The sequence below is a fragment of the Nocardia sputorum genome (assembly GCF_027924405.1).
GTDB classification, from domain to species: Bacteria; Actinomycetota; Actinomycetes; order Mycobacteriales; family Mycobacteriaceae; genus Nocardia; species Nocardia sputorum.
Genome location: NZ_AP026978.1, coordinates 2,684,633 through 2,705,231, shown reverse-complemented (window position 1 = coordinate 2,705,231; position 20,599 = coordinate 2,684,633). Strand labels below are relative to the sequence as shown.

The following is a 20,599-nucleotide window of genomic DNA, read 5'->3' as shown; positions in this document are numbered from 1 at the left end:
TGGGGAAACCACTTCATCCTGACGCTGTTCGCGCCGTTGTCGGGTAGCGCAGGGATAGACCGAGCTCTGGACACTGACACGTCGAGCATGGGTGCCCATGTTCTCCGTCGCGGATGCGCGGCAGAACTGGGCCGGCCGCAGTAAACGTGCAGCGCTGATTCAGAAGAGCCGCAGGTTTCCGACGTAGATCTTGCCGCCGACCGATACCGGTGCGGACTTGCTGGTTATCTCCCACACCGAGTTCCTATCGTTCCATACTTCCAGTGAATATCCCGGACCCGCGGTGTCGGTGGCGACGGCAATCCGGCTGCCGTCGGTGCCGAGTTCGGTGCCTTCCGGCACGTAGCCGGGGATCACGTAGTCGCCGGTATACGCGTCCACCAGGCGGCCCGATTTCGAGGTGAGGATCAGATTTCCGATACCGCGCAAGAGGAGTGGATCGTCGCTGTCGCCGGCGCTGAAGGACTGCTGCTTCCACAGCACGGCCCCGGTGCGCGGACTGATTCCCGCGTAGGTCGTCTTGTCGCCGTCGACCTGGATCGCGGTCGGTACCGAGGTCTCGGCCGGCCCTGGCCCCGACATCGTCGGATGCCGACTCGGCCGCCAACCCCTCGGCAGTTGCGCGGTCTCCGTGCCGTTGCGGTCGTAGATCCCGTACGGTGCCGCACCGCCGCCGACGACGAATCCGTCGATGAAGACGTTCCATTCGTCGTCCGCGATCTCCTCGACGGAGTCCCGCCGGAACACTTCTTTTCCGTCCTCGAGCCGGATCACCTTCAATTCCCACTTGGACAGCGGTTGCGCCGGGTCCGGTGCGGACCTGACCACGGCCAGCCGGACCAATCCGAAGATATCTATCGAATGCCGCGTATTGGACGACGATCTCGCCGCGGGCCAGCCGATCGCGGGAAGTTCCCGGCCGTCCACACCGATCGACCGCAGTGCCGGGGGCGCACCGTAGCTCTGCCTGTCCACGAAAACGAAACGCTCACCTGCGGCGGTCAGGCCGGAGATATCGCCCGCGGCAGCCACTGTGCCGGTGATTCGGCTCGTCGCGAAATCGACCACTGTCAGCGTGTCGGAGTTACGGCCGTTGAGGTGGCAGGCTGCCCCCGTGTGACTTTCGCTGACGACACAACGCTCGGCACTCAGGTCACCCGTCGAATCGATCACGACGGGTTGGGTGCCGGCCCAGGCCCGACCGGTGTTCGCATCGATGATCTCGAGATACTCGAGTGCGTCCCCGCGGTCCGGATAGACGGTGCGGCCGAAGAGGACGACCTCGGAATCGCCGCCCAGCGCCGACGGGCCACTCGGCTGGTCCGCGGGAGTACCCGGAATATCCCCCAGCGTCCAGATCGGAGTATCCGGTCGTTTCTCCAGGGACGGAAGTATGGGCGTCACAGGCCGGCGGGGTAGCTGCGCGGCTTCTTCCACGCCGCCGTCGTGCTGAAGCCCCCGGATACCGAGCGCTCCCACCACGACCAGCGCCACCGCGGCAACCAGCGCACCGATGAGCAGCGATCCCCGCCGACCGGTTGATCCCTGCCGCGCCGCACCCAGACCCAGTGATGCCGGGGGCGGATGATGCGGACTGCGGCCGGCCGGGGCCGGGTTGACGACTGTGGCCGCGTAACGGTCGGCAGGAGCGGCCGGCCAACGCGGGTGCGGTACGGAGACCGAGCCCGCACGGCCGAGGGCGGCCGCGAATTCCTCGGTGGTGGCGAAGCGATGCTCCGGAGTTTTCGCCATTGCCCGTGCGAGCACCGAGTCGACCTGCGGCGCTAGATCGGGCCGCCGCTCGCGCACACTGGGAACCGGCTGCTGCGCATGCGCCATGATCACCGCGACCGGGCTGGTGCCGGTGAACGGCTGAACACCGGTGAGCAGATGAAAGGCGGTAGCGGCCAGCGAATACTGATCGGATCGCGGATCGACCGGAAGCCCCTGCATCTGTTCCGGCGAGGCGTAGGCAACCGTGCCGAGGGTCAGGCCGGTTCCGGTGAGATCGGAGGTCCCCGGGCCCATGCGGGCGATCCCGAAGTCGGTCAGCAGGTAGTGACCGGTCCCGGCGAGCAGGATGTTCGCGGGTTTCACGTCCCGATGGACCAGCCCGCGAGCACCCGCGTAATCGAGCGCATGGGCGACCTCCGTGACCGCCCGCACCACATCGGCTGTGGGCAATCCGCCCGGCGCGGCGGTGAGCAATGCCGACAGATCGGTCCCGTCGATCAGCTCCAGCGCGATCCACAACCGCCCGTCGAATTCCCCGCGGTCGTGGACGCTGACGATGCCGGGATGCGACAGCGACGCGGCGAGATCGGCCTCGCGCTCGAAGCGGCGCCGGTACGATTCGTCGCCGGTGAACTGCGCGGCGAGCACCTTCACCGCGTCGGAGCGGGGCAGCCGGGGATGCCGGGCGACGTACACCTCTCCCATCCCCCCGGCACCGAGCAGGCGTTCGATGGTGTATCCGGCGAACACCGACCCCGGTTCCAATGCGGCCAACGTGCGATACCTCCCCAAACGAAACGTCGAGATTGATCACAGCCCATCCCGCCCACATCGGCAACTCTGTGAGCGATCAACGCGGGCCGTATGTCCTCCAACCAAGTCCCTGCCATTTGCGAGATTGCCCGGCTTGTGACCGCACAGCTCCGGAACTGGAGCGGCCAGCAGGTCTTCAACAGTGACTGTCCCGAAGCGCGCCGGAGCGGTGTGATCGTGCCACGAACGGATTCATCCGCTTTCCCACATCCGCTCTAGCAGATCCGACCGCGTCCGCTGGTTGGACCGGATCCGCGATCCAGTCAGGTACGGCCGGCAACGCAACGGATTACTTCCACGCGTCCGGCGAAGGTGCACGTGCGGACCTCCGCCCCCCACAAGTGGGGGCAGCCGAGATGGTAACCGGGGTTGGGGCGGGGGCGATGTGCCTGGTGGAGTTCGTCGAGAGCGGAGGCCGGGCGTGGGTCTGGGTATGAGAAGCGTTGCGGTGGCGGCTATTACGGTGGCCACGTCGATGTTGGGGGTTGGTGCACCGGTGATGGCGCAGGCCGCGCCGGACGGGCTGAGGCACTGTGCGGTCAGCAGTGGACGGGTGCCCGAGACGGCGACGCCGGAGGAGGTCGGACTCGATTCGGCGGCGCTGCGCGAGGCGGTGGCTCTCGCGGCGGATTCGACGCGCACGACGCTGCAGATATTCCGGAACAATTGCCTGATCGCGACCGGCCCGAACAACGCGCGGGCCGCCGGTGTGCCATGGAATCTGTGGAGCAGCACCAAGAGCGTGGTTTCGATGGTCGCCGGGATCGCGGTGGACGAGCGGCGGCTGCGGCTCGATGACCCGATCGGCGCCTATCTGCCGCCCGAACTCGGTGATGCCGGACATCGCGCGATCACGGTACGGAATCTGCTCACCGAATCCAGCGGCATGCGGGTCGCGGTGGCCTCCGAGGGCATCACCGGGTTGGCGCAAATCGACCCGAATGTGGTCGCGCAGGCGTTGGCTATGCCGATCGATCAGCAGCAGGGCACCGAGTGGCGCTACAGTCAGCGCGCTGTCGATCTGCTCGCCTACGTCATCCAGCGTGCGGTCGACGAGGACTTCCAGGCGTACGCGCAGCGAAAACTGTTCGATCCGTTGGGTATTCCGCCGACCGACTACTTCTGGGGACGTGACCGCAGCGGAAACACCTACGGCTACGCGCATCTCCTCCTGCCACCGGACGATTTCGCCAAGCTCGGCCTGCTGCTCACCAACCGCGGCCAGTGGGGCGGTCATCGGATCATTTCGGCCGATTATCTCGCGCAGGCCGGCCGGCCTACCCCGACGAACCCGTGCTACGGCTTCCTGTTCGTGGTGAACGGGCCGGACTGCGCCAACTACTTCCCCGGTCTGCCGCCGGATGCGATGCAGATGTCGGGAATGATGCGCCAGGACAATTTCGTCGTGCCCAGCCTCGGATTGATGGTCAGCTGGACCGGTGTCACGGTCCCGGGAAGCGCGTTGAGCTTCCCGCACGACGTCCTGCGTGCGGTCGGCGCCGCCTTCCGGGAACCCCGCCTACCCGCCGCGGCACCCTACGAACAGCAATCGGATGTCCAACTGTCCGATCCGATGATCTCGAATCCGGACGCCACCCTCGCCGCACTCGGTATCGGCCCGATGGCCTATCCGGGCTGCAACCCGCTGTCCTGCCTGGGCAAGCCCATGTCCGCGCCGTTCGCGAACTGGCCGCCGGGCTGCTTCATCCTCGGCTGCGTAGGCCCGCATCCGACGACCCCCGGGATCCGGTAGCAGCACGCGGTCGATGTCATCCGCTGCCCGGCGGTTCCGTCCTGGGCGCCGCCGGGCTCGAGTTCGGCCGACTACTTCACGAAGTCGCGCACGCCCTCGAAAACCGTCGACGACGACAGCAGCGCGACATGGCCGATGCACTGCGTCTGGGTGTTGGTGGCACCGCTGAGAATGGTGCTGTCATCGGGGTTGATGATCTCGTCGCACGGTGACCACCAGGTGCCGTAATTCACCCGGCCGGGGGTTTCGTCGGTGCTGTTGAGCTCCGCGAGGAAGGCCGAGCCGAGCCGCATCTCCTCGCAGGATGCGTCGAGGCATCCGTTGGCGGCGTCGGTGCCGTGATTGGGGCCGCCGATGGAGACCCAGTCGTCGACGGAGTTCAGGCCATCCAAGTTCTTCAGGTACCAGCGACTGTTGAGGCCGCCCATCGAGTGGGTGACGATATCGACTGTGGCGGCACCGGTTTTCGCGCGCAGCGCATCGACCTGCGCTTTCACCTCCAGCGCAATGTCCTTGTTCGACCGGGTGGAATCGTAGCTGAATCGCGCCATCTGCTCCGCGGAGTACCCGGCGTCCAGGAATCGGCCCCACATGTAATTCCAGTCCGACGCCGATCCCCGCCATCCGTGAACGAAAAGGATGGGATCTCGCGCCGGCGCCGCAGCCGCCTGTGGCGTGGCGATACCGAGTGTGGCGGTAGCCGTCGCGACCAGGGTGATTGCGGCCATCCCGAGACGGCGCGTGATCGATGTGATGTGCATGCGTTGACTCCGATCTGCTCGCAGCACTGCGAGCAGACAGAAGGTAGCGCCTCGACCGCCCATCCGAGCATTGTGAAAGCTGAAGATTTCAATTCGCCTCCGGTTTCGTGATGTCTCGCGGGCATCGCGGGAGAAACAGCGCCGACGCGCCTGTCCGTTGATCGCCGATGAGTTTCGACCGCGTAGGAGGTCTACTCGATCATGAGGAAACTGATCTACGGATTCAGCGTGTCCCTGGACGGCTACATCAACGACCGCGACGGCGGCATCGATTGGACCAACCCGGACGAGGAGTTGCACCAGTTCCACAACGACCGCTACCGCGAGATCGAGGTCTCGCTGCACGGCCGTCGCCTGTACGAGCTGATGGCCGAGTACTGGCCGCACGTGCCCGAGGACGCGCCGCGCATCGAGCGTGAGTTCGGCAGGCTCTGGACGGACAAGCCGAAGGTCGTCTTCTCCCGGACGCTCACCGAGGTCCACTGGAACAGCACGCTGATCAGCGAAAACGCGGTCGAGGAGGTCCGCAGGCTCAAGGCCGGAGGCGATGGCGTCATGGAGGTGGGTGGTGCGAGCCTCGCGGCCTCGCTGATGCCACACGGGCTCATCGACGAGTACCAGCTGTTCTTCTTGCCCGTGGTACTCGGCGGCGGCACACCGGTCTTCCCATCGCTGGACAAGCGCGTCCAGCTCCGGTTGGCCGAGACAAGGCACTTCGACACCGCGGTGATGCTGCGCTATCTCGCCGACTGAGATCCGCCCGTTGGCTCGGCATCCGCTGCGCAACGCAGGCTTGCCGACCGGACGGGTCAGTGGTCTGTAGGCCGATGCGGATTGTGGCGTGCAGGTGAGTCCGCACGATGCTCCCGGCGGGGGTCGCCGCCGAACACGGGAAACCGGCCACCGTGGCGTGGCCGGAGGGCTCAGCCCGCCAGGTCTGAAACCCGCCCCATAGGTACTATGGACTTCATACCTTCGGCAATCGCTCGCGGGATGATGTGGTGGAGAGGAGTGGGTCGTGGCCGATGCGGATGGGCATCCCGATATCGGGGAGTTCGATCTCTCCGCGGTGCTGGCCGCGCTCGCCGATGACAATCGGCGCAGTGTGATCGCGCAACTGTACGCGGAGCCGGAGGGGACCGAGCAGTTCTGCAGTGTGTTCGGGATGCCGTGGGCGCCGTCGACGCGCACCCATCATTTCCGGGTGCTGCGCAAGGCGGGGTTGATCTGGCAGCGCGACGTCGGCAACGGCCGGATGACGAGCCTGCGACGCGAGGACATGGAAAAAGTGTTTCCCGGCCTGCTGGCGGCGATTCTCGACGCCGACAGGGGTCGTCATCCGGCCGCGCCGGCTACCACGTGACCGGCAGTGATGTCGGCCGGTGGACGAGAATGCCGGTCTCCCAAGGGATCCGGTCCTCGGGCACGGCGAGCCGGAGCGTCGGCAGCTCGGTGACGAGCCTGCGCAGCACCTCGGTGATCTCCATGCGCGCCATGGCCGCACCCATGCAGTGGTGCATGCCGTAACCGAATTGCAGGTGCCGCTTGCCGTTACGGGCCGGGTCGATCACCGCCGGGTCCGGGTACACCTCGGGATCACGGTTGGCCGAATGCGCGTCGGCGTAGACGATGTCGCCGGGATACAGCGTCCCCTGCGACAGCGTGAGCGCACGGGTGGTGACGCGCGGGAAGGTCGAGATCCGTCCCAGCGGCAGCAACCGCAGGAACTCCTCCACCGCGGCGGGGATGGCGTCCGGATTGTCCACCAGGTATTGCCACAGCTCCGGCCTGGCGAGGGCCACATAGGCGATCTTGGCGATCACCGACAGGATGTTCTGGTCCCCGCCGACCAGTGAGCCGAGCAGGATCGCCGCGTACTCCCCGTCGGTGACCGGCGGGGACACGGAATCGCGCGCCGCGAGCAGGTCGAGGATCAGGCCGGGCCGCAGCTCCCGCCGCCGGGCGACGAGATCCTCGATGTAGTGGTACAGGGTCCAGAAATCGGCCAGCAGTTTGTCCACGTCGCTGTCGTCGCCGAGCTGCATCTCCCGCGACAGGTGCCGGAAATAGGCGAGATCGGCAGTCGGTATGCCGAGGTAGTCGACGTTGACGCCGATGGTGACCGGATCCAGCAGGGCGCGAACGAGATCGGCCGATCCGCGCTCGTGCTGTGCGCGCAGTTCGGCGAGCGCGTCGTCGAGTACCCGGTGCACCGCGGGCACTCGCCGGGCCATGGTGGCGGCACTGTAGGCGGAGGCCACGAAGCCCTTGAGCCGCCCGTGATCGGGGTGGTCGAGGTTGAGCAGCATTTCCGTCGGCATGATGGTCGGCAGGAAGCTCGGCCCGTCCTCGACGTTGGTTTCGGCGCGCGCGAAGCTGAGGTCGGTCAGCACCGCGTGCACGTCGCGGTAGGCGGTCACGTGCACGGCGGTGTGGCCGCTGGGCAGTTTCACCTGCGGTAAGCCGCCGGTGGAACGCTGCGGTAGCGGTTCGATCATGAGCGGCGGCGCGATATTGGCGATACCGTCGAGATCGACCCGGACCGCGTCGAGTGCGTGGGTCATGAGGTGACTCCTTCTGGACTGGAACCGATGTCCCGGTTCTCGGTGGCTCGTGTGTTGCCGCGCACCGCGACGATGAGGATGGTGAGCACCACGAGCAGGGCGATGAGGACGCCGACAGTGATCGTGAAGGCGGAGCGGTAGACGTCGGGATGGCCGAACTGGCCCGCGGCGGTGTCGTCGGCGGCCTTCCCGCTGAGCCGGGTGCCGACGACCGTGGACAGCACGATGGCGTACCCGGCCACGAACAGCGCTTCGCTGCCGATGCGGAAGAAGTTCAGCAGGCCCGCGGCGGTGCCGCCGCGTTCGGCGGGCACCACGGAGAGCGCGTGACCGTCGACGAGACCGATGGGCAGGCCGAAACCCAAGCCGAGCAAGACCATCGGCACGATGATCCAGGCCACCGAACGGTCTTCGGAGAGGGCGAGCACACCGGCGTTGCCGAGGATCGCGGCGCCCAGCGCGAGGTAGACCACCCGACCGACGGTCAGCGACGGGAAGCGGGTGACGAGCTGTCCGACGGCCACCGGCGCGACGAAGACCGGAATGGTCATCGCGAGCATGAGCAGTCCGGAGGCGCCCGCCGAGAGGTCGGTGATGCCGCTCAACGCCGAGGGCAGGTAGGTCAGCAGGGTGACGAAGCCGATCGATCCGGCGACCGGGACCAGGCACATGGCCAGGAACTCCCGGTTGCGCAGCAGGCCGAGATCGAGGATCGGACCGTGTTCGGCCACAGCGGGTTTCACGGCGGGCAGCACCCGTGTGCCGACACCGGCGGCCGCGAGGATCACCGCGTGCACCAGGAAGACGCCCCGCCAGTCCAGCAGTGAGATCAGAATCCCGGAGATGGTGGGGCCGAGCGCGAGGCCGAGCCCGTTCACGGTGCCGAAGACGGCGAACGCCTTGGTCCGGCGAGCCCCCTCGTAAGCCGCCGACAGCAGCGCGGTGGCGCCGGTCAGGATGGCCGCGGCGCCGACGCCCGCGACGACGCGCGCCAGGTCCAGGACGAACAGGTTCGGTGCGGCGACGCTGCCGACACTCCCCGCGACGACGAGCGCGGTACCGATCCCGAAGGTGCGCCGATGTCCGATGCGGTCGCTGACCGCACCCCACAGCAGCGTGGTGAGCGCGAAGGCGACATTGAATCCGTTCACGACCCATTGCAGCGCGGCGGGATTCGATCCGAGGTCCTGCGAGATGAGCGGAAGCGCGATGGCGGTGCCCGCGATGGCCATCGGCGTGACGAACTGGGCGGCGAGCACCACGGGCAGTGTCGCGCCGCTGGGTGGCGCGCCGCGAGTTTCGGTTTCGGTGGTGACGGTCGACATGGATACCCCCTGGGGCGGTGGTCGGGTGGGCTCGGCACGGCGGGAGGACTTCGGAATGCGCGAGGTACCACCGGGCTAATAGGTACTATGATATTAGTAGCTACGATCATCTTCGTACAACTGCTGCCGCGGACCAGATCCCCGACCTCGCCCCAGGAGCATGTGATGAGCACGGCGCACCGGCCCGGACCGGATTTCCTCGACACCGATGTGCTGGTGGTCGGCGGCGGCCCGGTCGGCATGCTGGTAGCCGCCGAATTGGCGCTGCAGCGCATCCGGGTCGTCGTGGTCGAGACCCGCACCGAACTGGACCTGCGCCCGCGGGCGGGCACGGTGCACGCCCGATCGCTGTCGCTGCTGGCGCGCCGCGGATATCTCCCCTCCGTGAATCCCGAAGCGATCCAGCGTGATCCGCACGGTGTGCGCCGGACCCCGTTCCAGTTCGCGGCACAGCCGGTGCTGACGATCAGCGCGCCCAGCGTCGAGCCCGGTCCGATCGCGGGGATTCCGCAGGCACGGCTGGAGGCGGCGTTCGAGGAGCGCGCGGGTGATCTCGGCGCACGAATCCTGCGCGGTCACACCGTCACCGGACTCGAGGTCCACGACGACGCGGTGGTGGCCGAGGTGGCCGGCGAGGACGAACACCGCTCGCTGCGTGTCCGCGCCCGCTACGCCGTCGGCGCCGACGGCGCCCGCAGCCTCGTCGCCCGCACCGGCGACTTCCCGGCCAAGGTGTACCCGGCGACTATGAACGCCATCGCTGGGCTTGCCGTCACGGCCCCGGACGACGGGATCCCGCCGGGCTGGAGTCCGACGCCCACCGGATGGACCCTGCACAATCCGAATCCCTACGGTCCCGCGCGCATCATCGCCATGGATTTCAGCGGCGCCCTCGACCACCGGCCCGAGCCCGACGCGCGGGAGTACCGGCAACGCCTGGAGTACGTGCTCGGCGCATCGCCCGCACTGAGCGAGATCAGCCACCTCACCCGGTTCAGCGACCACGGCCGCTACCGCACCCGCCTGCGGGACGGACGCCTGCTGCTGGCAGGCGACGCCGCGCACAGTCACTATCCTCTCGGCGGCCAAGGCCTCAACACCGGCATGCAGGACGCGTTCGCGCTGGGCTGGCGACTGGCCCGCGTGATCACCGGCCACGACGGGCCCGCCGTCCTCGACGAGTACTCGCGCGAACGGGTCGCCGTCGCGGCGGCGGTGGTCGCCAACACCGTGCTGCAATCGCGGATGATGAACCCGCGTGAGCCCGAACTGCGTGCGGCGATGCTGGCCATGCTCGCGGTCCCGGCGATCCACGACGCCGTCGCGCAGCTCATCAGCGGCCAGTTCCAGTCCGGATTCCAGCACGATCTGGTGGTCACCGAGGCCGACGGCGGCGTGCTGACCCTCACCGAGCTGTTGCGGGCGGGCCGGTTCGTGGCGATCCGGCCCGATGAGCACGTCGCGGTCCCGCACGTCCCCGCCGACGCCATCACGGTGACCGGCAAGGTGACTCCGGACCAGGCGTGGACCTGCGCGTTGATCCGCCCGGACGGCTACCTGGCCTGCGCCTGGTGAGACAGCGCTCAGCCCGGCCATCGTTCCAGCACCTCGCGCACCTCGGCGATCGCCTGTCCGGCAGCACGGAACCGCACCGCCTGCCAGCCGGATTCCCGTGCCGCGGCGCAGTTCTCCGCGAGGTCGTCGATGAGCAGACACTGACCGGCGGCGACGCCCGCCTGCTCGGCGGCGAGGGCGAAGATCTCCGGATCGGGCTTGCGGACCCCGACTTTGCACGAATCGACCAGGGCGCTCAAAACCCCATCCAGATCGATCATCTCGTGCCAGTAGGGCTCCCATTCGACGACATTGTTGCTGAGCACCCCGACCGGAGTTCCGCTGTCGGCCAGCTCGATCGCGAAGTCGCGGACCGCGCTGTTGGCGCGGTGGCCTGCGAACCACTGCCTGCCGAAATCCGGTTCGCTGCGCGAGAGGTCGAGCTCGGGTTGCTTGGCCCTGAGCACGGCGTGCAGCTTGCCGACCCACTCGCGTTCGTCGAGCAGCGCCAGTTCGATCGGGGCCAGCGGCGCCAGCCCGTATTCGGCGCCCACCTCGGCGATGGCGAATTTCAACAGGTCGGGCGGAATGCCCGCGACCTCCTCGTAGCGCAGGAACAGGTCGTCGAGCGGCGGTGAGAGCACCCCGCCGAAATCGAACCAGACGAACGGCCCCGCCGTCTTCGCGGCGGTCACTGGACCATCGTCCCGACGTCGGCCGGACGGAAGCGCAGTTCCACCTCACCGGCGGCGATCACATCCGCGCCCTGGGTCAGGTCGACCCGCGCCCGCACGCCGCCGCCCGCACCGGGAAGTGCGGCCACGGTGGCCCTGGCGATGGTCTCGCGCTCGAATTCCCCGAACTTGGTGAACTCGATCTGGAGCTGCTGCATCACCATGCGGCTGGTGTCCAGGCCGAGGACAGCGTTCGCGGCCGCCATCGCGACCTGCCGGGCCGCTTCGAACTGCAACATGCCGGGAACGTGATCGAGGGCATGATCGAAGAGAGAAGGATGGTCGGTGTCGATGATGGTCAACGCCGTCAGCTCGCGCTCCCCCGACAGCACCGGATTCGCCAGGATCGCATTGCGCGGGTTGTGCCTGCCTACCGAACCCGGCCGCATCCGCGCGACCGGTAAATGCCCCGGAATCACATGCTGGGCGGGCAGACCCAGCGCTTCGCGCCCGCGGACCCTGATCCGGTTCCACACCGCGGCGGGCATCCACTGGTAGACCATCACCTCTCGTGCGGCTTCCCTCCCCTCGATCTCGGCGACCATCTCGAGCGACAGGCCGACGACCTGATCGTCACGGCGCTTCTCGCCGATCACCCGCGCCTCGATGACGCAGTGCCCCGGGCAGTTGCCGATCCGCAGGGTGTCGGGGTCGGCGATGGTGAAATCCGCCGATCCGAAGATGAACTTCTCCGTGCGGGCCACCCCGAGGAAGGTGTGCGCGTGATAGATCGCGACCTGCCGGAACACCTCGATGAGCAGGAGTGGATCGTAGGTGGTCGCGGTGCCCCGATGGTCACTGAAATACGAGTGGTTGCGGGGCAATTGGGCGGCGAACACCGCACCGTCGGGAATCGGTTGCGCGTCGGTGAGGAAGACCTCGGCGATCGATTCCCGGTGCACGATGCCTCGCGGAATATTGCGATCGAAGGTCAGGGTTTGGGTTGCGGCGGTCATGATCGTGCCTTCCTGGAAGGATGGGTTGGCGGCAGACTGGTCAGCGGACGGCGATGTCGTATGCCCAGGCATTGACGGTGTTGCGGGGCGGGTCGAACAGTGAGGTCACGTTGTGGATCGCGGAACTCGCCGCGACACTGTTGCGGTCGGTGTAGAGCGGGATCGCGACGGCGTTGTCGAGCAGGTGCGCGGTGATGGTGTCGAACAGCTGCTTGCGCTGTCGCGGGTCGGTCGCCTTGGTCGATTCGATGAGCCACCGGTCCACCTGCGGATCGGCGAGTTTCGCGCCCGCGACGATGGAACCGAGGGTGATGCCGTCGATCTGGCCGTACTTCAGATCGGGGGTGGTGGAACCGTAGGCGCGGTTGAACTGCAGCGACAGGTCGAGGCCGCCGACCTGGCGCGGGAACGCCTCGTACTGGTTGCGCGCCAGCAGGTCGTAGACCTGGGCGTTCTCGACGAACTGCAACTCGACCCGGATCCCGAGGTTCTGGCGCAGCTCGGCCTGCCATGCCTTCAGGAAATCGTCCTCCGGGTAGGTGGGCGTCGTGGCGAGCAGCCGGACGGTCAGGCGCTGTCCCGCCGCGTCGGTGCGGTAGCCGTCGGCGTCCTTGCCGGTCCAGCCCGCTTGATCGAGCAGGGCGCGGGCGGCGGCGACATCGGGTTTGCCCTTGGTCTCGTACTTGGCGTCGTAGTAGGCGCTGTCCGGAGAGATGAGGCTCCAGGCGCGCTGCTGGGAACCCTTGGTCAGACTGTCCACCACCGCGGCGATGTCGACGCCGCCGGCGATGGCGCGCCGCACCCGCACGTCCGTGGTCGGGCCGTTGGTCAGATTGAGCATGATCACCGTGGGCGCGGCCGACGAGCCGATCTGTTCGTACTGGAATCGGTCGATCCCGTCGAACAGGGAGATGTCGGTGGCCTTGACCGTGCCGATCGCGTCGACCTCGCCGCTGCGCAGCAGGCCCGCGCGGGTGGAAGCTTCCGGGATGTACTTGACGACGAGGTCGTCCACGTACGCGGCGCCCTGATGCGTCGCGGTGGCGGGACCCCACCGGTAGTCGGGATTCCGGTGGAACCGCAGTTCCTGTCCCTGGACCGCCTTGTCCAGGATGAACGGACCCGAACCGACCAGCCCGGTCCCGCTGGTGAGGGTCTCCTTGTCGACGTTCAGCGTGCTGGGAGCCACGATGGCGCCGCTGAGTCCGGCGAGGGTGGACAGGAAGTCCGCGCGAGGTGTGCTCAGCGTGACCCGCACCTTGTAGGGGTCGAGCACGTCGACCGCGCTGACGCTGGAGTACTGCAGGAGGCCGAGCACCGTCCAGGACGGGGTGTCCGGATTCCTCAGCACATCGATGTTCGCCTTGACCGCGGAGGCGTCGAACTTCTCCCCGTTGTGGAAGGTCACGTCCCGGCGCAGCGTGAATTCGTACACCGTGCCGTCGGGGGAAACGGTCCACTCGGACGCGAGCCACGGGTGGAACTTTTCGTCGCGGTCCTCCGCGATGAGACTGTCGTAGCTGTTGCGGAGCACCTGGGAGGCGTCGAAGGCCGCGCCGACGTGGGGATTGAGGCCGCGTGTCGGATAGGACGGCAAGGCGATGGTGAAGGTGCCGCCCGGCTGTGCGGGCGAGGTCGGTCCGCCCTTGCCGCTGCCGGGTTCCGGGTCCGAGGCGCAGGCTCCCGCGGCGAGGACGACGCCGACGGCCAGCGCGATGAACAGTCGAGTGAGGCGATTACGCACGCGAAGGGCTTTCTGTGGTGTCCGGTACCGCCAGGCGCGGCACGGAATCGAGCAGGGAACGTGTGTACGGGGAAGCCGGCGCCGTGAAAACGTCGTCGGCCGAACCGGATTCGACGATCACGCCGCCATGCAGAACGAGCAGGCGGTGACAGATCTGCCGGACCACGGCGAGATCGTGGGAGATGAAGACGATGCCGACCCCGCGCTCACGCGCGAGTTCGGCGATCAGCTCGAGGATCTGGGCCTGCACCGAGATGTCGAGTGCCGACACCGGCTCGTCGCACACCACCAGTTCCGGCCTGCTGCCCAGCGCCCTGGCGATATTGACGCGCTGACGCTGTCCGCCCGACAGTTCGCGGGGGTGGCGATCGATGCTGCCTGTCGGCAGGTGCACCGCGTCGAGCAGATCCAGCACCTCGGCGCGCCGCCGGCGACGGCCGACCCGCAAGGCGACGCTCTCGCCGATGATCTCGCCCACCCGGTAGCGGGGGTCGAAGGAGCCGGTCGAATCCTGCGCGACCAGGCCGATCCGCCCGGGACGGCGGGTGCGCGGCGTCAACGGCGCTCCGGTGAAACGCATCTCGCCGCCGTCCGGCTGGATCAGCCCGGTGATCATCTTCGCCACCGTCGACTTGCCCGAACCGGATTCGCCGACCACGCCGAGCACCTCACCGGCCCGGACCTCGAAGCCGATGTCGGCTACCGCGGGCACCGCACGGCCCCGCACCCGATACGACTTGGTCAGCGCCCTAGCGGTGAAAACCGGTGCGCCCGAACGTGACGGCGGTGCGCCCGCCCGGCCCCGCGGCACCGCGGCGATCAGTGCCTTGGTGTACACGTGCCGCGGATCGCCGATGACCTGCGCCGCGGGCCCCTGCTCGACGACGCGGCCCGCTTTCATCACCAGAATGCGATCGGCCACCGAGGCCACCACCGCCAGATCGTGGCTCACCAGGATCATCGACCGCCCGCCCGCGACCTGCCGGACCAGCAGTTCGAGCACCTGCGCCTGGACCGTCACATCCAGCGCCGTGGTCGGTTCGTCGGCGATGAGGATGTCCGGATCGCCCGCCAGGGCGGAGGCGATCAGCGCGCGCTGGCGCTGGCCACCCGACAGCTGGAACGGTCGCTGCCGCTTGCGCACCTCGGGATCGGCGATCCCCACCGAGCGCAGCAGCTCGTCGATGCGGGCCGCGCGCAGGGAGCGCGGTGTCGCGCGCAACGCTTCGGTCATCTCGTCGGTGATGGTGCGCAGCGGATCGAGCGCGACGAGCGCGTCCTGGAACACCAATCCGATCCGGGTGCCACGGACCCGGCGCCACTGCCGTTCGCTCAGTCCTAGGGCCGGGGCGCCGAACAGCTCGAAACGGTCGGCCCGCACCCGGGCGCCTGCCCCCGCGAGGCCGACAAGGCTGCGCGTGGTCACCGATTTGCCCGAACCCGATTCGCCGACGATGGCGAGGATCTCGCCGCGCCGCAGGTCGAAGCCGACGCCCTCGACGACATCGCCCGCGGTCCTTGGGAAACCGACGCGCAGGTTCCGCACGCTCAGCACGGTGTCGGTCACGGTGTCCGTGCTCGGCACGGCGGCGGCGGTGAGCGTCATGGCTGTGCCCTTCGTTCGAAGCGGTGCCCGACGTGGCGGCCGAGCACCGTGGTGGCCAGGACCACGACCGTGACGGCGGCGCCGGGAAAGGCGACCGACCACCACGCGATACGCAGATCGCCGTGCGCCTCGGCGAGCATGGAACCCCACTCCGGATCGGGAGGTTGCGGGCCGAAGCCGAGGAAACTCAAGGCGGCGGCGCCGAGAATGCTGGTCCCGAGGCCGAGGGTGACCACAACCGGCAGCGACCGCAACGCGTTCGGCAGGATGTGGCGAACGACGATCCGCGCGCGTGACCGGGTCAGCAGGCGCGCCTGCGCGACATGGTCGGCGGCGCGCACCGCCCGGGTCTCCGCCCGCATCACCCTGGCGAATCTCGGTGCCGCGGCGATGCCGAGGGCGAGAACGAGATTGCCGGTTCCGGTGCCCGTGAAGGTGATGAGCACCAGGGCGAGCAGCACCTCGGGGAACGCGCCGAGCAGATCGAAGACACGCGAGGCGATGGCGTCCACGACTCGGCCACCGATTCCGGCCACCAGTCCGGCACTCACGCCGAGCAGCACCGCGAGCGCCGTTGCCGACACCCCGATGAACAGCGACAACCGGGCGCCGTGCACGACACGGGTGAACACGTCACGGCCGAGTTGATCGGTGCCGAACGGATGTGACAGCGACGGCGCCAGATGCGCGGCGACCAGGTCGGTCCGCAGGGGGTCGCCGGAGGCGAGCAGGGCGGGCACGAGGGCGGCGGCCACCGCGAGAACGAGCACCGCGCCTGCGATCAGGACGGCGACGGGACGGTGCGGCACCGAGAGCGTGAAGCGTTGCCGCAGTATGGCTGTCGTCATGCGGAAGCCTCCTGCAGGCGCGGGTCGATCCAGAGATAGGCGATGTCGACGACGACCGTGACGATCAGATAGACCGCGGCCGACAGCAGCGCGACACCGAGCACCACCGGAACGTCGGAATAGCCGACGGCCTCGACCGTCGCCCGCCCCACGCCGGACCGGCCGAAGACCTCCTCGATGACGACGGTCCCGGTGAGCAGTCCGCTCACGGCCCATCCGGCCAGAGTCGCGGCGGGGATCAGGGAATGGCGCAGTCCGTGGCGCAGGCGCAGGCGGATGGCGCCGATCCCACGCGATCGGGCCGTCAACGCGAACGGCTGCTCGAGCGCGCGCTCGATCCCCTCACGCATCACCTGGGACAACACCGCGGCGATGGGCAGGGCCAGGGTGACGGCCGGGAGGATCAGGCGCTGGAACTCGTTGCCCGCGGTCACCGGCAGCACCTTCAGCGTGAAGGCGAAGATCCAGATCAACAGCAGTCCGGTCCAGAAGGGCGGCGCGGAGGCCACCACGATCTCGGCCGTGGTGATCGACCGGCTCAGTACATCGCGCCTGCCCGCGGTGAGCACGGCCAGCAGTGGCGCGAGGATGACCGCGAGGAGCAGGGCGAATCCGGCGAGTTGCGCGCTGCTGCCCAATTGTTCGCCGAACACGATGTCGGTGACGGGTTCGCCACGCACGTACGAGTAGCCGAGGTCGCCGTGTAGCAGCCGTCCGAGGTGTCGCCCGTACTGCACGAGCAGTGGGCGGTCCAGACCCCAGTCCTGTTCGATCCGCGCACGCAGGGCCGGATCGCTGGACTCCCCCATGATCGCGGTGACCGGATCACCGGGGGCGATGTGCACGGCCAGGAATGCCAGGGTGACCGCGGCCCACATCATCGCCACCGCGGACAGGACTACGCCCGCGATGCGGCCGATCATGCTGCGCCGGTGTGGATTCATCGCGGCTCAGTCCTCGATGGGCGCGCCGACCAGGCTGCCCCATTCGGTCCAGGATCCGTCGTAGACGCGGATCCGGTGATCGTCGAGCAGGTCGGTGAACACCAGCCAGCCCAGCGCGGCGCGATGGGAGAGCCGGCAGTAGGCGATGATCCGGTCGGCGCCGTCGATGCCGAGCGCCGCCACCCGCTCCCGGAGTTCGGACACCGGCCGCAGCAGTCCGTGCTCGTCGAGCAGATCCTGCGCGGGCAGGCTCCGCGCGCCCGGAATCCGGCCCGCCCGTTCGGCGCCGTGATCGATCGGCTCGGTGAGCGGGGACACCCGCAGACCCGAATACTCTTGCGGCGAGCGCAGATCCAGGATCGCGATGGGCGATCCGAGTGCGGCGCGTACCTCGTCCCGGCCGACGACGATTTCGTCGTGGCGCGGCGCGACCTGAGGCAGCGGTTGCGGCGACTCGGAGACCCGCGCCTCGGCAGCGCGCTCGATCGGTGCGGCGGAGGCGCTCGACGGGGTGCCGTTCGCCGCTTCGGTGGCGCGCCACGCGGGCAATCCACCGTCCAGATAGCGCAGGTCGCCACCGACCCCGACGGCCGCGGCCACCCAGAGGGCGTACGCGGCGAACTGCGTCGGCTCGCCCGCGAAGACCACCGTCGACTCGGCACCGGCGCCCAGCGCGCGCAGACGATCTATCAGAACCGGCGCCGAGGGGAATTCCCGGCGCGAGCGGTGCCAGAGCAGATCCTTCCAGTACACAGTGCGCGCACCCGCGATGGCGCCGCGGTCCGACTCGGCAGCCGGTGTGTTGGTCACCTCGATGACGACGACGCTGGGGTCCCAGAGGCGGGTCCGCAACCATTCCGCGTCGACGACTCGGCTCGTCAGGATGTCTCCCACAGCAGCCCCTCCCGCTGATTTGCGCCGGGTCGGGCGACCTCGGCGGTGAAAACATATGAGCGGCACCGCGATACTGTGAACACAAAAAGTCACGAAGACTGGAATTATGTTTCCAGCGCGTCGGAATACATATCCTCGGCACCGCGCATCGTCCGAGCGTCGAAAGGAACGCGATGTCCGGCGCCCGTGCCGCCCACCTCATCTCCGCAAGCAGGTTGCGTGACGACCCACCGAAACAGCTGGTGCTGCTCGACGTCCGGGTCGGCGCGGTCGGACCCGACCCGAACGGATTCCGGCGCGGGCACCTGCCCGGAGCGCGGTTCGTCGACGTCGACGCCGACCTGGCGGGCGCCGCCACCGCGAGCTCCGGCGCCCGCCCGCTTCCGGAAGCCGGACCACTCACCGCCGCGCTCCGGCGCTGGGGCATCCGCGCCGACAGCACCGTGGTGGTCTACGACGACTCCCGCTCGGTGCCCGCCGCCCGCGCCTGGTGGGTCCTGCGCTGGGCGGGACTGACCGACGTCCGGCTCCTCGACGGTGGGCTGCGGGCGTGGCGCGCGGCCGGCGGCCCCGTCGTCCGCGGCGCCGAAACCGTCGCGGCGGGAACCGTGTCCGCGCGGCCCGGCGGACTTCCCGTCGTCGGCACCGCCGCCGTCGCGACCCTGCCCGCACGCGGCATCCTCCTCGATGCCCGCCCGCACAGCCACTATCGCGGCGAGGGCCTATTCGCCGGTCACATCCCCGACGCCGTGAGCGCGCCGGTCTTCGACGACTTCGACGAGCACGGACTGCTCCGCGACGAACACACCTTGCGTGCGCGCTATCACGGCCTCGGCCTCGGCCCCGCGACGCCCGCGGCCACCCACTGCGGCAGCGCGATGGCCGCGGCCCTGCAGGTCTTCGTCCTCGCCACGCTCGGCATCGAGATCGCCCTGTATCCCGGCTCGCTCTCGCAGTGGACCGCCGACCCGGCACGCCCCCTCGTCCGCGGCGACTCCCCCGCGCCCGGCCCCGTCCCGTCACTCTGATCCCCCGGAGATCCGCCCATGGCCGACCAGCCACGACATGTCATCCTCAACGCCAACCTGATACCCGGCGGCACCCTCGGCAGCCCGTGGCGGCGCGCCGAACAACCCGCGGCGCATTTCGTCGGGATCGAGCACTACCTCGACGTGGCACGCATCGCCGAACGCGGACTGCTCGATGCCGTGTTCCTGGCCGACTCACCGGACATCCAGGCCAAGGACTGGAATGCGCCGAGCCGGCTGCTCGACCCGTTCATCGCCCAATCCGTGCTGGCCGCGCACACCAGCCACATCGGCCTGATCATCACCGCCACGACGTCCTACAGCGACCCCTACAATCTGGCACGCTCGTTCGCCGCGCTGTCGGCGGTGTCCGGTGGCAGGGTGGGCTGGAACTACGTCGTCACCGGCGGCGACGCCGCAGCCCGCAACTACTCCCTGGACCAGGCCCTGCCGAAGTCCGAACGGTACGCCCGCGCCGCCGAATTCCTCGACGTGGTGACCGCGCTGTGGGATTCGGTGCCCGCCGACGCGGTCGTCGGGGACAAGGCCACCGGCCGTTACCTGGACCCGGCGGTGGTGCGGCCGATCGACCACGACGGCAAGTTCTTCCGGGTGGCCGGGCCGTTGAAGGCGCCTCCACTGACCCACGGCAGGCCGGTATTGATCCAAGCGGGCGCCTCCACCCACGGCGTGGAACTGGGCGCGAGGACGGCGGACGCCGTCTACTCCGCACACGTCGATCCCGAGTCCGCGGCACAGCGCCGCACCGAACTCCGGCGTCGGGCCGCCGACGCAGGGCGCGCCCCCGACAGTGTGAAGCTGTTGCCGGGGCTGATCGTCGTGCTCGCCGATTCCGAAGCCGCGGCCCGGCGACGCGAGCGCGAGCTCATCGACCTCATTCCCGACGACGTCCAACTGGTCAACCTCGCCGATCGGCTCGGCGTCGACCCCGCCGATCTCGACCTGAACGCACCGTTCCCGTGGGAGCGGATCCCCGACGAGACCACCGACGCGGGATCACGCGGACAACGCGCGGTGCTGCTCGAGTACGTGCGCTCCAGTGGCGCGGACACGCGCGGCGCGGCGCGACTGCTGGCCTCGGGCAGTGTGCACGCCAAGGTGGTCGGCGGCCCGGACCAGGTGGCCGGATTCATCGCGGACTGGTTCGAGGCGGGCGCTGTCGACGGTTTCAACGTGATGATCGACGAATTGCCCGGCGGGCTGGCCGATTTCGTCGACCATGTCGTTCCGCTGCTGCGCCGTCGCGGCCTCTTCCGCACCGAATACGACACCACCACCCTGAGAGGGCACTACCGGCTGTGATCACTTCTTCGTCGCCGG

The 20,599-nt window shown here is 68.6% G+C and carries 17 protein-coding genes; 6 read left to right on the top strand and 11 right to left on the bottom strand.

From position 1 onward, the window contains the following. Nucleotides 1-159: 159 nt before the first annotated feature. Nucleotides 160-2,508: a serine/threonine-protein kinase gene (locus tag QMG86_RS12440; RefSeq protein WP_281879631.1), complete on the bottom strand. Its 2,349-nt coding sequence runs from the start codon at nucleotides 2,506-2,508 to the stop codon at nucleotides 160-162. Nucleotides 2,509-3,022: 514 nt separating this feature from the next. Here QMG86_RS12440 and QMG86_RS12435 point away from each other — a divergent pair. Then, nucleotides 3,023-4,300 carry a serine hydrolase domain-containing protein gene (locus QMG86_RS12435; protein WP_281879630.1) on the top strand — a complete coding sequence of 426 codons (1,278 nt, stop codon included), beginning with the start codon at nucleotides 3,023-3,025 and terminating at the stop codon, nucleotides 4,298-4,300. 71 nt (nucleotides 4,301-4,371) lie between these two features. Here the strand turns inward: QMG86_RS12435 and QMG86_RS12430 are convergent, their stop codons facing one another. Beyond that, nucleotides 4,372-5,061, bottom strand: a complete 690-nt coding sequence (locus QMG86_RS12430; protein WP_281879628.1) for an esterase/lipase family protein — start codon at nucleotides 5,059-5,061, stop codon at nucleotides 4,372-4,374. 201 nt (nucleotides 5,062-5,262) lie between these two features. Between QMG86_RS12430 and QMG86_RS12425 the strand changes: the two genes are divergently transcribed. Continuing rightward, a complete protein-coding gene (locus QMG86_RS12425) occupies nucleotides 5,263-5,814 on the top strand; it encodes a dihydrofolate reductase family protein (protein WP_281879627.1) in 552 nt (183 codons plus the stop codon). A 265-nt stretch (nucleotides 5,815-6,079) separates the two neighbouring features. Beyond that, nucleotides 6,080-6,424, top strand: a complete 345-nt coding sequence (locus QMG86_RS12420) for an ArsR/SmtB family transcription factor (RefSeq protein WP_281879626.1) — start codon at nucleotides 6,080-6,082, stop codon at nucleotides 6,422-6,424. On the opposite strand, the gene QMG86_RS12415 is transcribed toward QMG86_RS12420, so the two are convergent. Together QMG86_RS12415 and QMG86_RS12410 are read right to left on the bottom strand one after the other, a co-directional pair. After that, nucleotides 6,414-7,625, bottom strand: coding sequence for a cytochrome P450 (locus tag QMG86_RS12415; RefSeq protein WP_281879624.1), 1,212 nt, complete (start codon nucleotides 7,623-7,625; stop codon nucleotides 6,414-6,416). The two genes, QMG86_RS12420 and QMG86_RS12415, sit on opposite strands and share 11 nt — an antisense overlap. Beyond that, entirely contained in the window at nucleotides 7,622-8,950 is a 1,329-nt protein-coding gene (locus QMG86_RS12410) for an MFS transporter (RefSeq protein ID WP_281879622.1), read from the bottom strand. The genes QMG86_RS12415 and QMG86_RS12410 overlap by 4 nt, the downstream gene beginning before the upstream one ends. A gap of 165 nt (nucleotides 8,951-9,115) precedes the next feature. Between QMG86_RS12410 and QMG86_RS12405 the strand changes: the two genes are divergently transcribed. Then, nucleotides 9,116-10,525 (top strand): FAD-dependent monooxygenase, encoded by a 1,410-nt coding sequence (locus QMG86_RS12405; RefSeq protein WP_281879621.1) that lies wholly within the window; start codon nucleotides 9,116-9,118, stop codon nucleotides 10,523-10,525. 8 nt (nucleotides 10,526-10,533) lie between these two features. Here the strand turns inward: QMG86_RS12405 and QMG86_RS12400 are convergent, their stop codons facing one another. From QMG86_RS12400 to QMG86_RS12370, 7 genes are read right to left on the bottom strand one after another with little or no spacing between them, the layout of a single operon-like run. Beyond that, nucleotides 10,534-11,199 carry an HAD family hydrolase gene (locus tag QMG86_RS12400; RefSeq protein ID WP_281879620.1) on the bottom strand — a complete coding sequence of 222 codons (666 nt, stop codon included), beginning with the start codon at nucleotides 11,197-11,199 and terminating at the stop codon, nucleotides 10,534-10,536. Next, nucleotides 11,196-12,194, bottom strand: a complete 999-nt coding sequence (locus QMG86_RS12395; protein ID WP_281879619.1) for a ScbA/BarX family gamma-butyrolactone biosynthesis protein — start codon at nucleotides 12,192-12,194, stop codon at nucleotides 11,196-11,198. Before QMG86_RS12395 ends, QMG86_RS12400 begins: the two co-directional genes overlap by 4 nt. A gap of 40 nt (nucleotides 12,195-12,234) precedes the next feature. Further along, nucleotides 12,235-13,938, bottom strand: a complete 1,704-nt coding sequence (locus tag QMG86_RS12390; RefSeq protein ID WP_281879618.1) for an ABC transporter substrate-binding protein — start codon at nucleotides 13,936-13,938, stop codon at nucleotides 12,235-12,237. Then, on the bottom strand, nucleotides 13,931-15,544 hold the full coding sequence (locus QMG86_RS12385) for an ATP-binding cassette domain-containing protein (protein ID WP_281879617.1): 1,614 nt from the start codon (nucleotides 15,542-15,544) through the stop codon (nucleotides 13,931-13,933). The genes QMG86_RS12390 and QMG86_RS12385 overlap by 8 nt, the downstream gene beginning before the upstream one ends. Continuing rightward, nucleotides 15,541-16,392: an ABC transporter permease gene (locus QMG86_RS12380; protein ID WP_281879615.1), complete on the bottom strand. Its 852-nt coding sequence runs from the start codon at nucleotides 16,390-16,392 to the stop codon at nucleotides 15,541-15,543. The genes QMG86_RS12385 and QMG86_RS12380 overlap by 4 nt, the downstream gene beginning before the upstream one ends. Next, the gene (locus QMG86_RS12375; RefSeq protein WP_281879614.1) at nucleotides 16,389-17,336 is read right to left on the bottom strand and encodes an ABC transporter permease; all 948 of its coding nucleotides are present in this window, start codon (nucleotides 17,334-17,336) and stop codon (nucleotides 16,389-16,391) included. The genes QMG86_RS12380 and QMG86_RS12375 overlap by 4 nt, the downstream gene beginning before the upstream one ends. A gap of 6 nt (nucleotides 17,337-17,342) precedes the next feature. Continuing rightward, entirely contained in the window at nucleotides 17,343-18,230 is an 888-nt protein-coding gene (locus tag QMG86_RS12370) for a sulfurtransferase (RefSeq protein ID WP_281879613.1), read from the bottom strand. 173 nt (nucleotides 18,231-18,403) lie between these two features. Between QMG86_RS12370 and QMG86_RS12365 the strand changes: the two genes are divergently transcribed. Then, nucleotides 18,404-19,258 carry a sulfurtransferase gene (locus tag QMG86_RS12365; protein WP_281879612.1) on the top strand — a complete coding sequence of 285 codons (855 nt, stop codon included), beginning with the start codon at nucleotides 18,404-18,406 and terminating at the stop codon, nucleotides 19,256-19,258. An 18-nt stretch (nucleotides 19,259-19,276) separates the two neighbouring features. Continuing rightward, on the top strand, nucleotides 19,277-20,581 hold the full coding sequence (locus QMG86_RS12360) for an NtaA/DmoA family FMN-dependent monooxygenase (RefSeq protein WP_281879611.1): 1,305 nt from the start codon (nucleotides 19,277-19,279) through the stop codon (nucleotides 20,579-20,581). The last annotated feature ends 18 nt before the right edge of the window (nucleotides 20,582-20,599 follow it).

What these genes read in the sequence shown, in the direction of transcription:
- QMG86_RS12430 (WP_281879628.1), bottom strand. Translation starts at nt 5,061, where the DNA reads ATGCACATCACATCGATCACGCGCCGTCTCGGGATGGCCGCAATCACC.
- QMG86_RS12385 (WP_281879617.1), bottom strand. Translation starts at nt 15,544, where the DNA reads ATGACGCTCACCGCCGCCGCCGTGCCGAGCACGGACACCGTGACCGAC.
- QMG86_RS12395 (WP_281879619.1), bottom strand. Translation starts at nt 12,194, where the DNA reads ATGACCGCCGCAACCCAAACCCTGACCTTCGATCGCAATATTCCGCGA.
- QMG86_RS12415 (WP_281879624.1), bottom strand. Translation starts at nt 7,625, where the DNA reads ATGACCCACGCACTCGACGCGGTCCGGGTCGATCTCGACGGTATCGCC.
- QMG86_RS12360 (WP_281879611.1), top strand. Translation starts at nt 19,277, where the DNA reads ATGGCCGACCAGCCACGACATGTCATCCTCAACGCCAACCTGATACCC.
- QMG86_RS12405 (WP_281879621.1), top strand. Translation starts at nt 9,116, where the DNA reads ATGAGCACGGCGCACCGGCCCGGACCGGATTTCCTCGACACCGATGTG.
- QMG86_RS12375 (WP_281879614.1), bottom strand. Translation starts at nt 17,336, where the DNA reads ATGAATCCACACCGGCGCAGCATGATCGGCCGCATCGCGGGCGTAGTC.
- QMG86_RS12425 (WP_281879627.1), top strand. Translation starts at nt 5,263, where the DNA reads ATGAGGAAACTGATCTACGGATTCAGCGTGTCCCTGGACGGCTACATC.
- QMG86_RS12365 (WP_281879612.1), top strand. Translation starts at nt 18,404, where the DNA reads ATGTCCGGCGCCCGTGCCGCCCACCTCATCTCCGCAAGCAGGTTGCGT.
- QMG86_RS12380 (WP_281879615.1), bottom strand. Translation starts at nt 16,392, where the DNA reads ATGACGACAGCCATACTGCGGCAACGCTTCACGCTCTCGGTGCCGCAC.
- QMG86_RS12435 (WP_281879630.1), top strand. Translation starts at nt 3,023, where the DNA reads ATGTTGGGGGTTGGTGCACCGGTGATGGCGCAGGCCGCGCCGGACGGG.
- QMG86_RS12410 (WP_281879622.1), bottom strand. Translation starts at nt 8,950, where the DNA reads ATGTCGACCGTCACCACCGAAACCGAAACTCGCGGCGCGCCACCCAGC.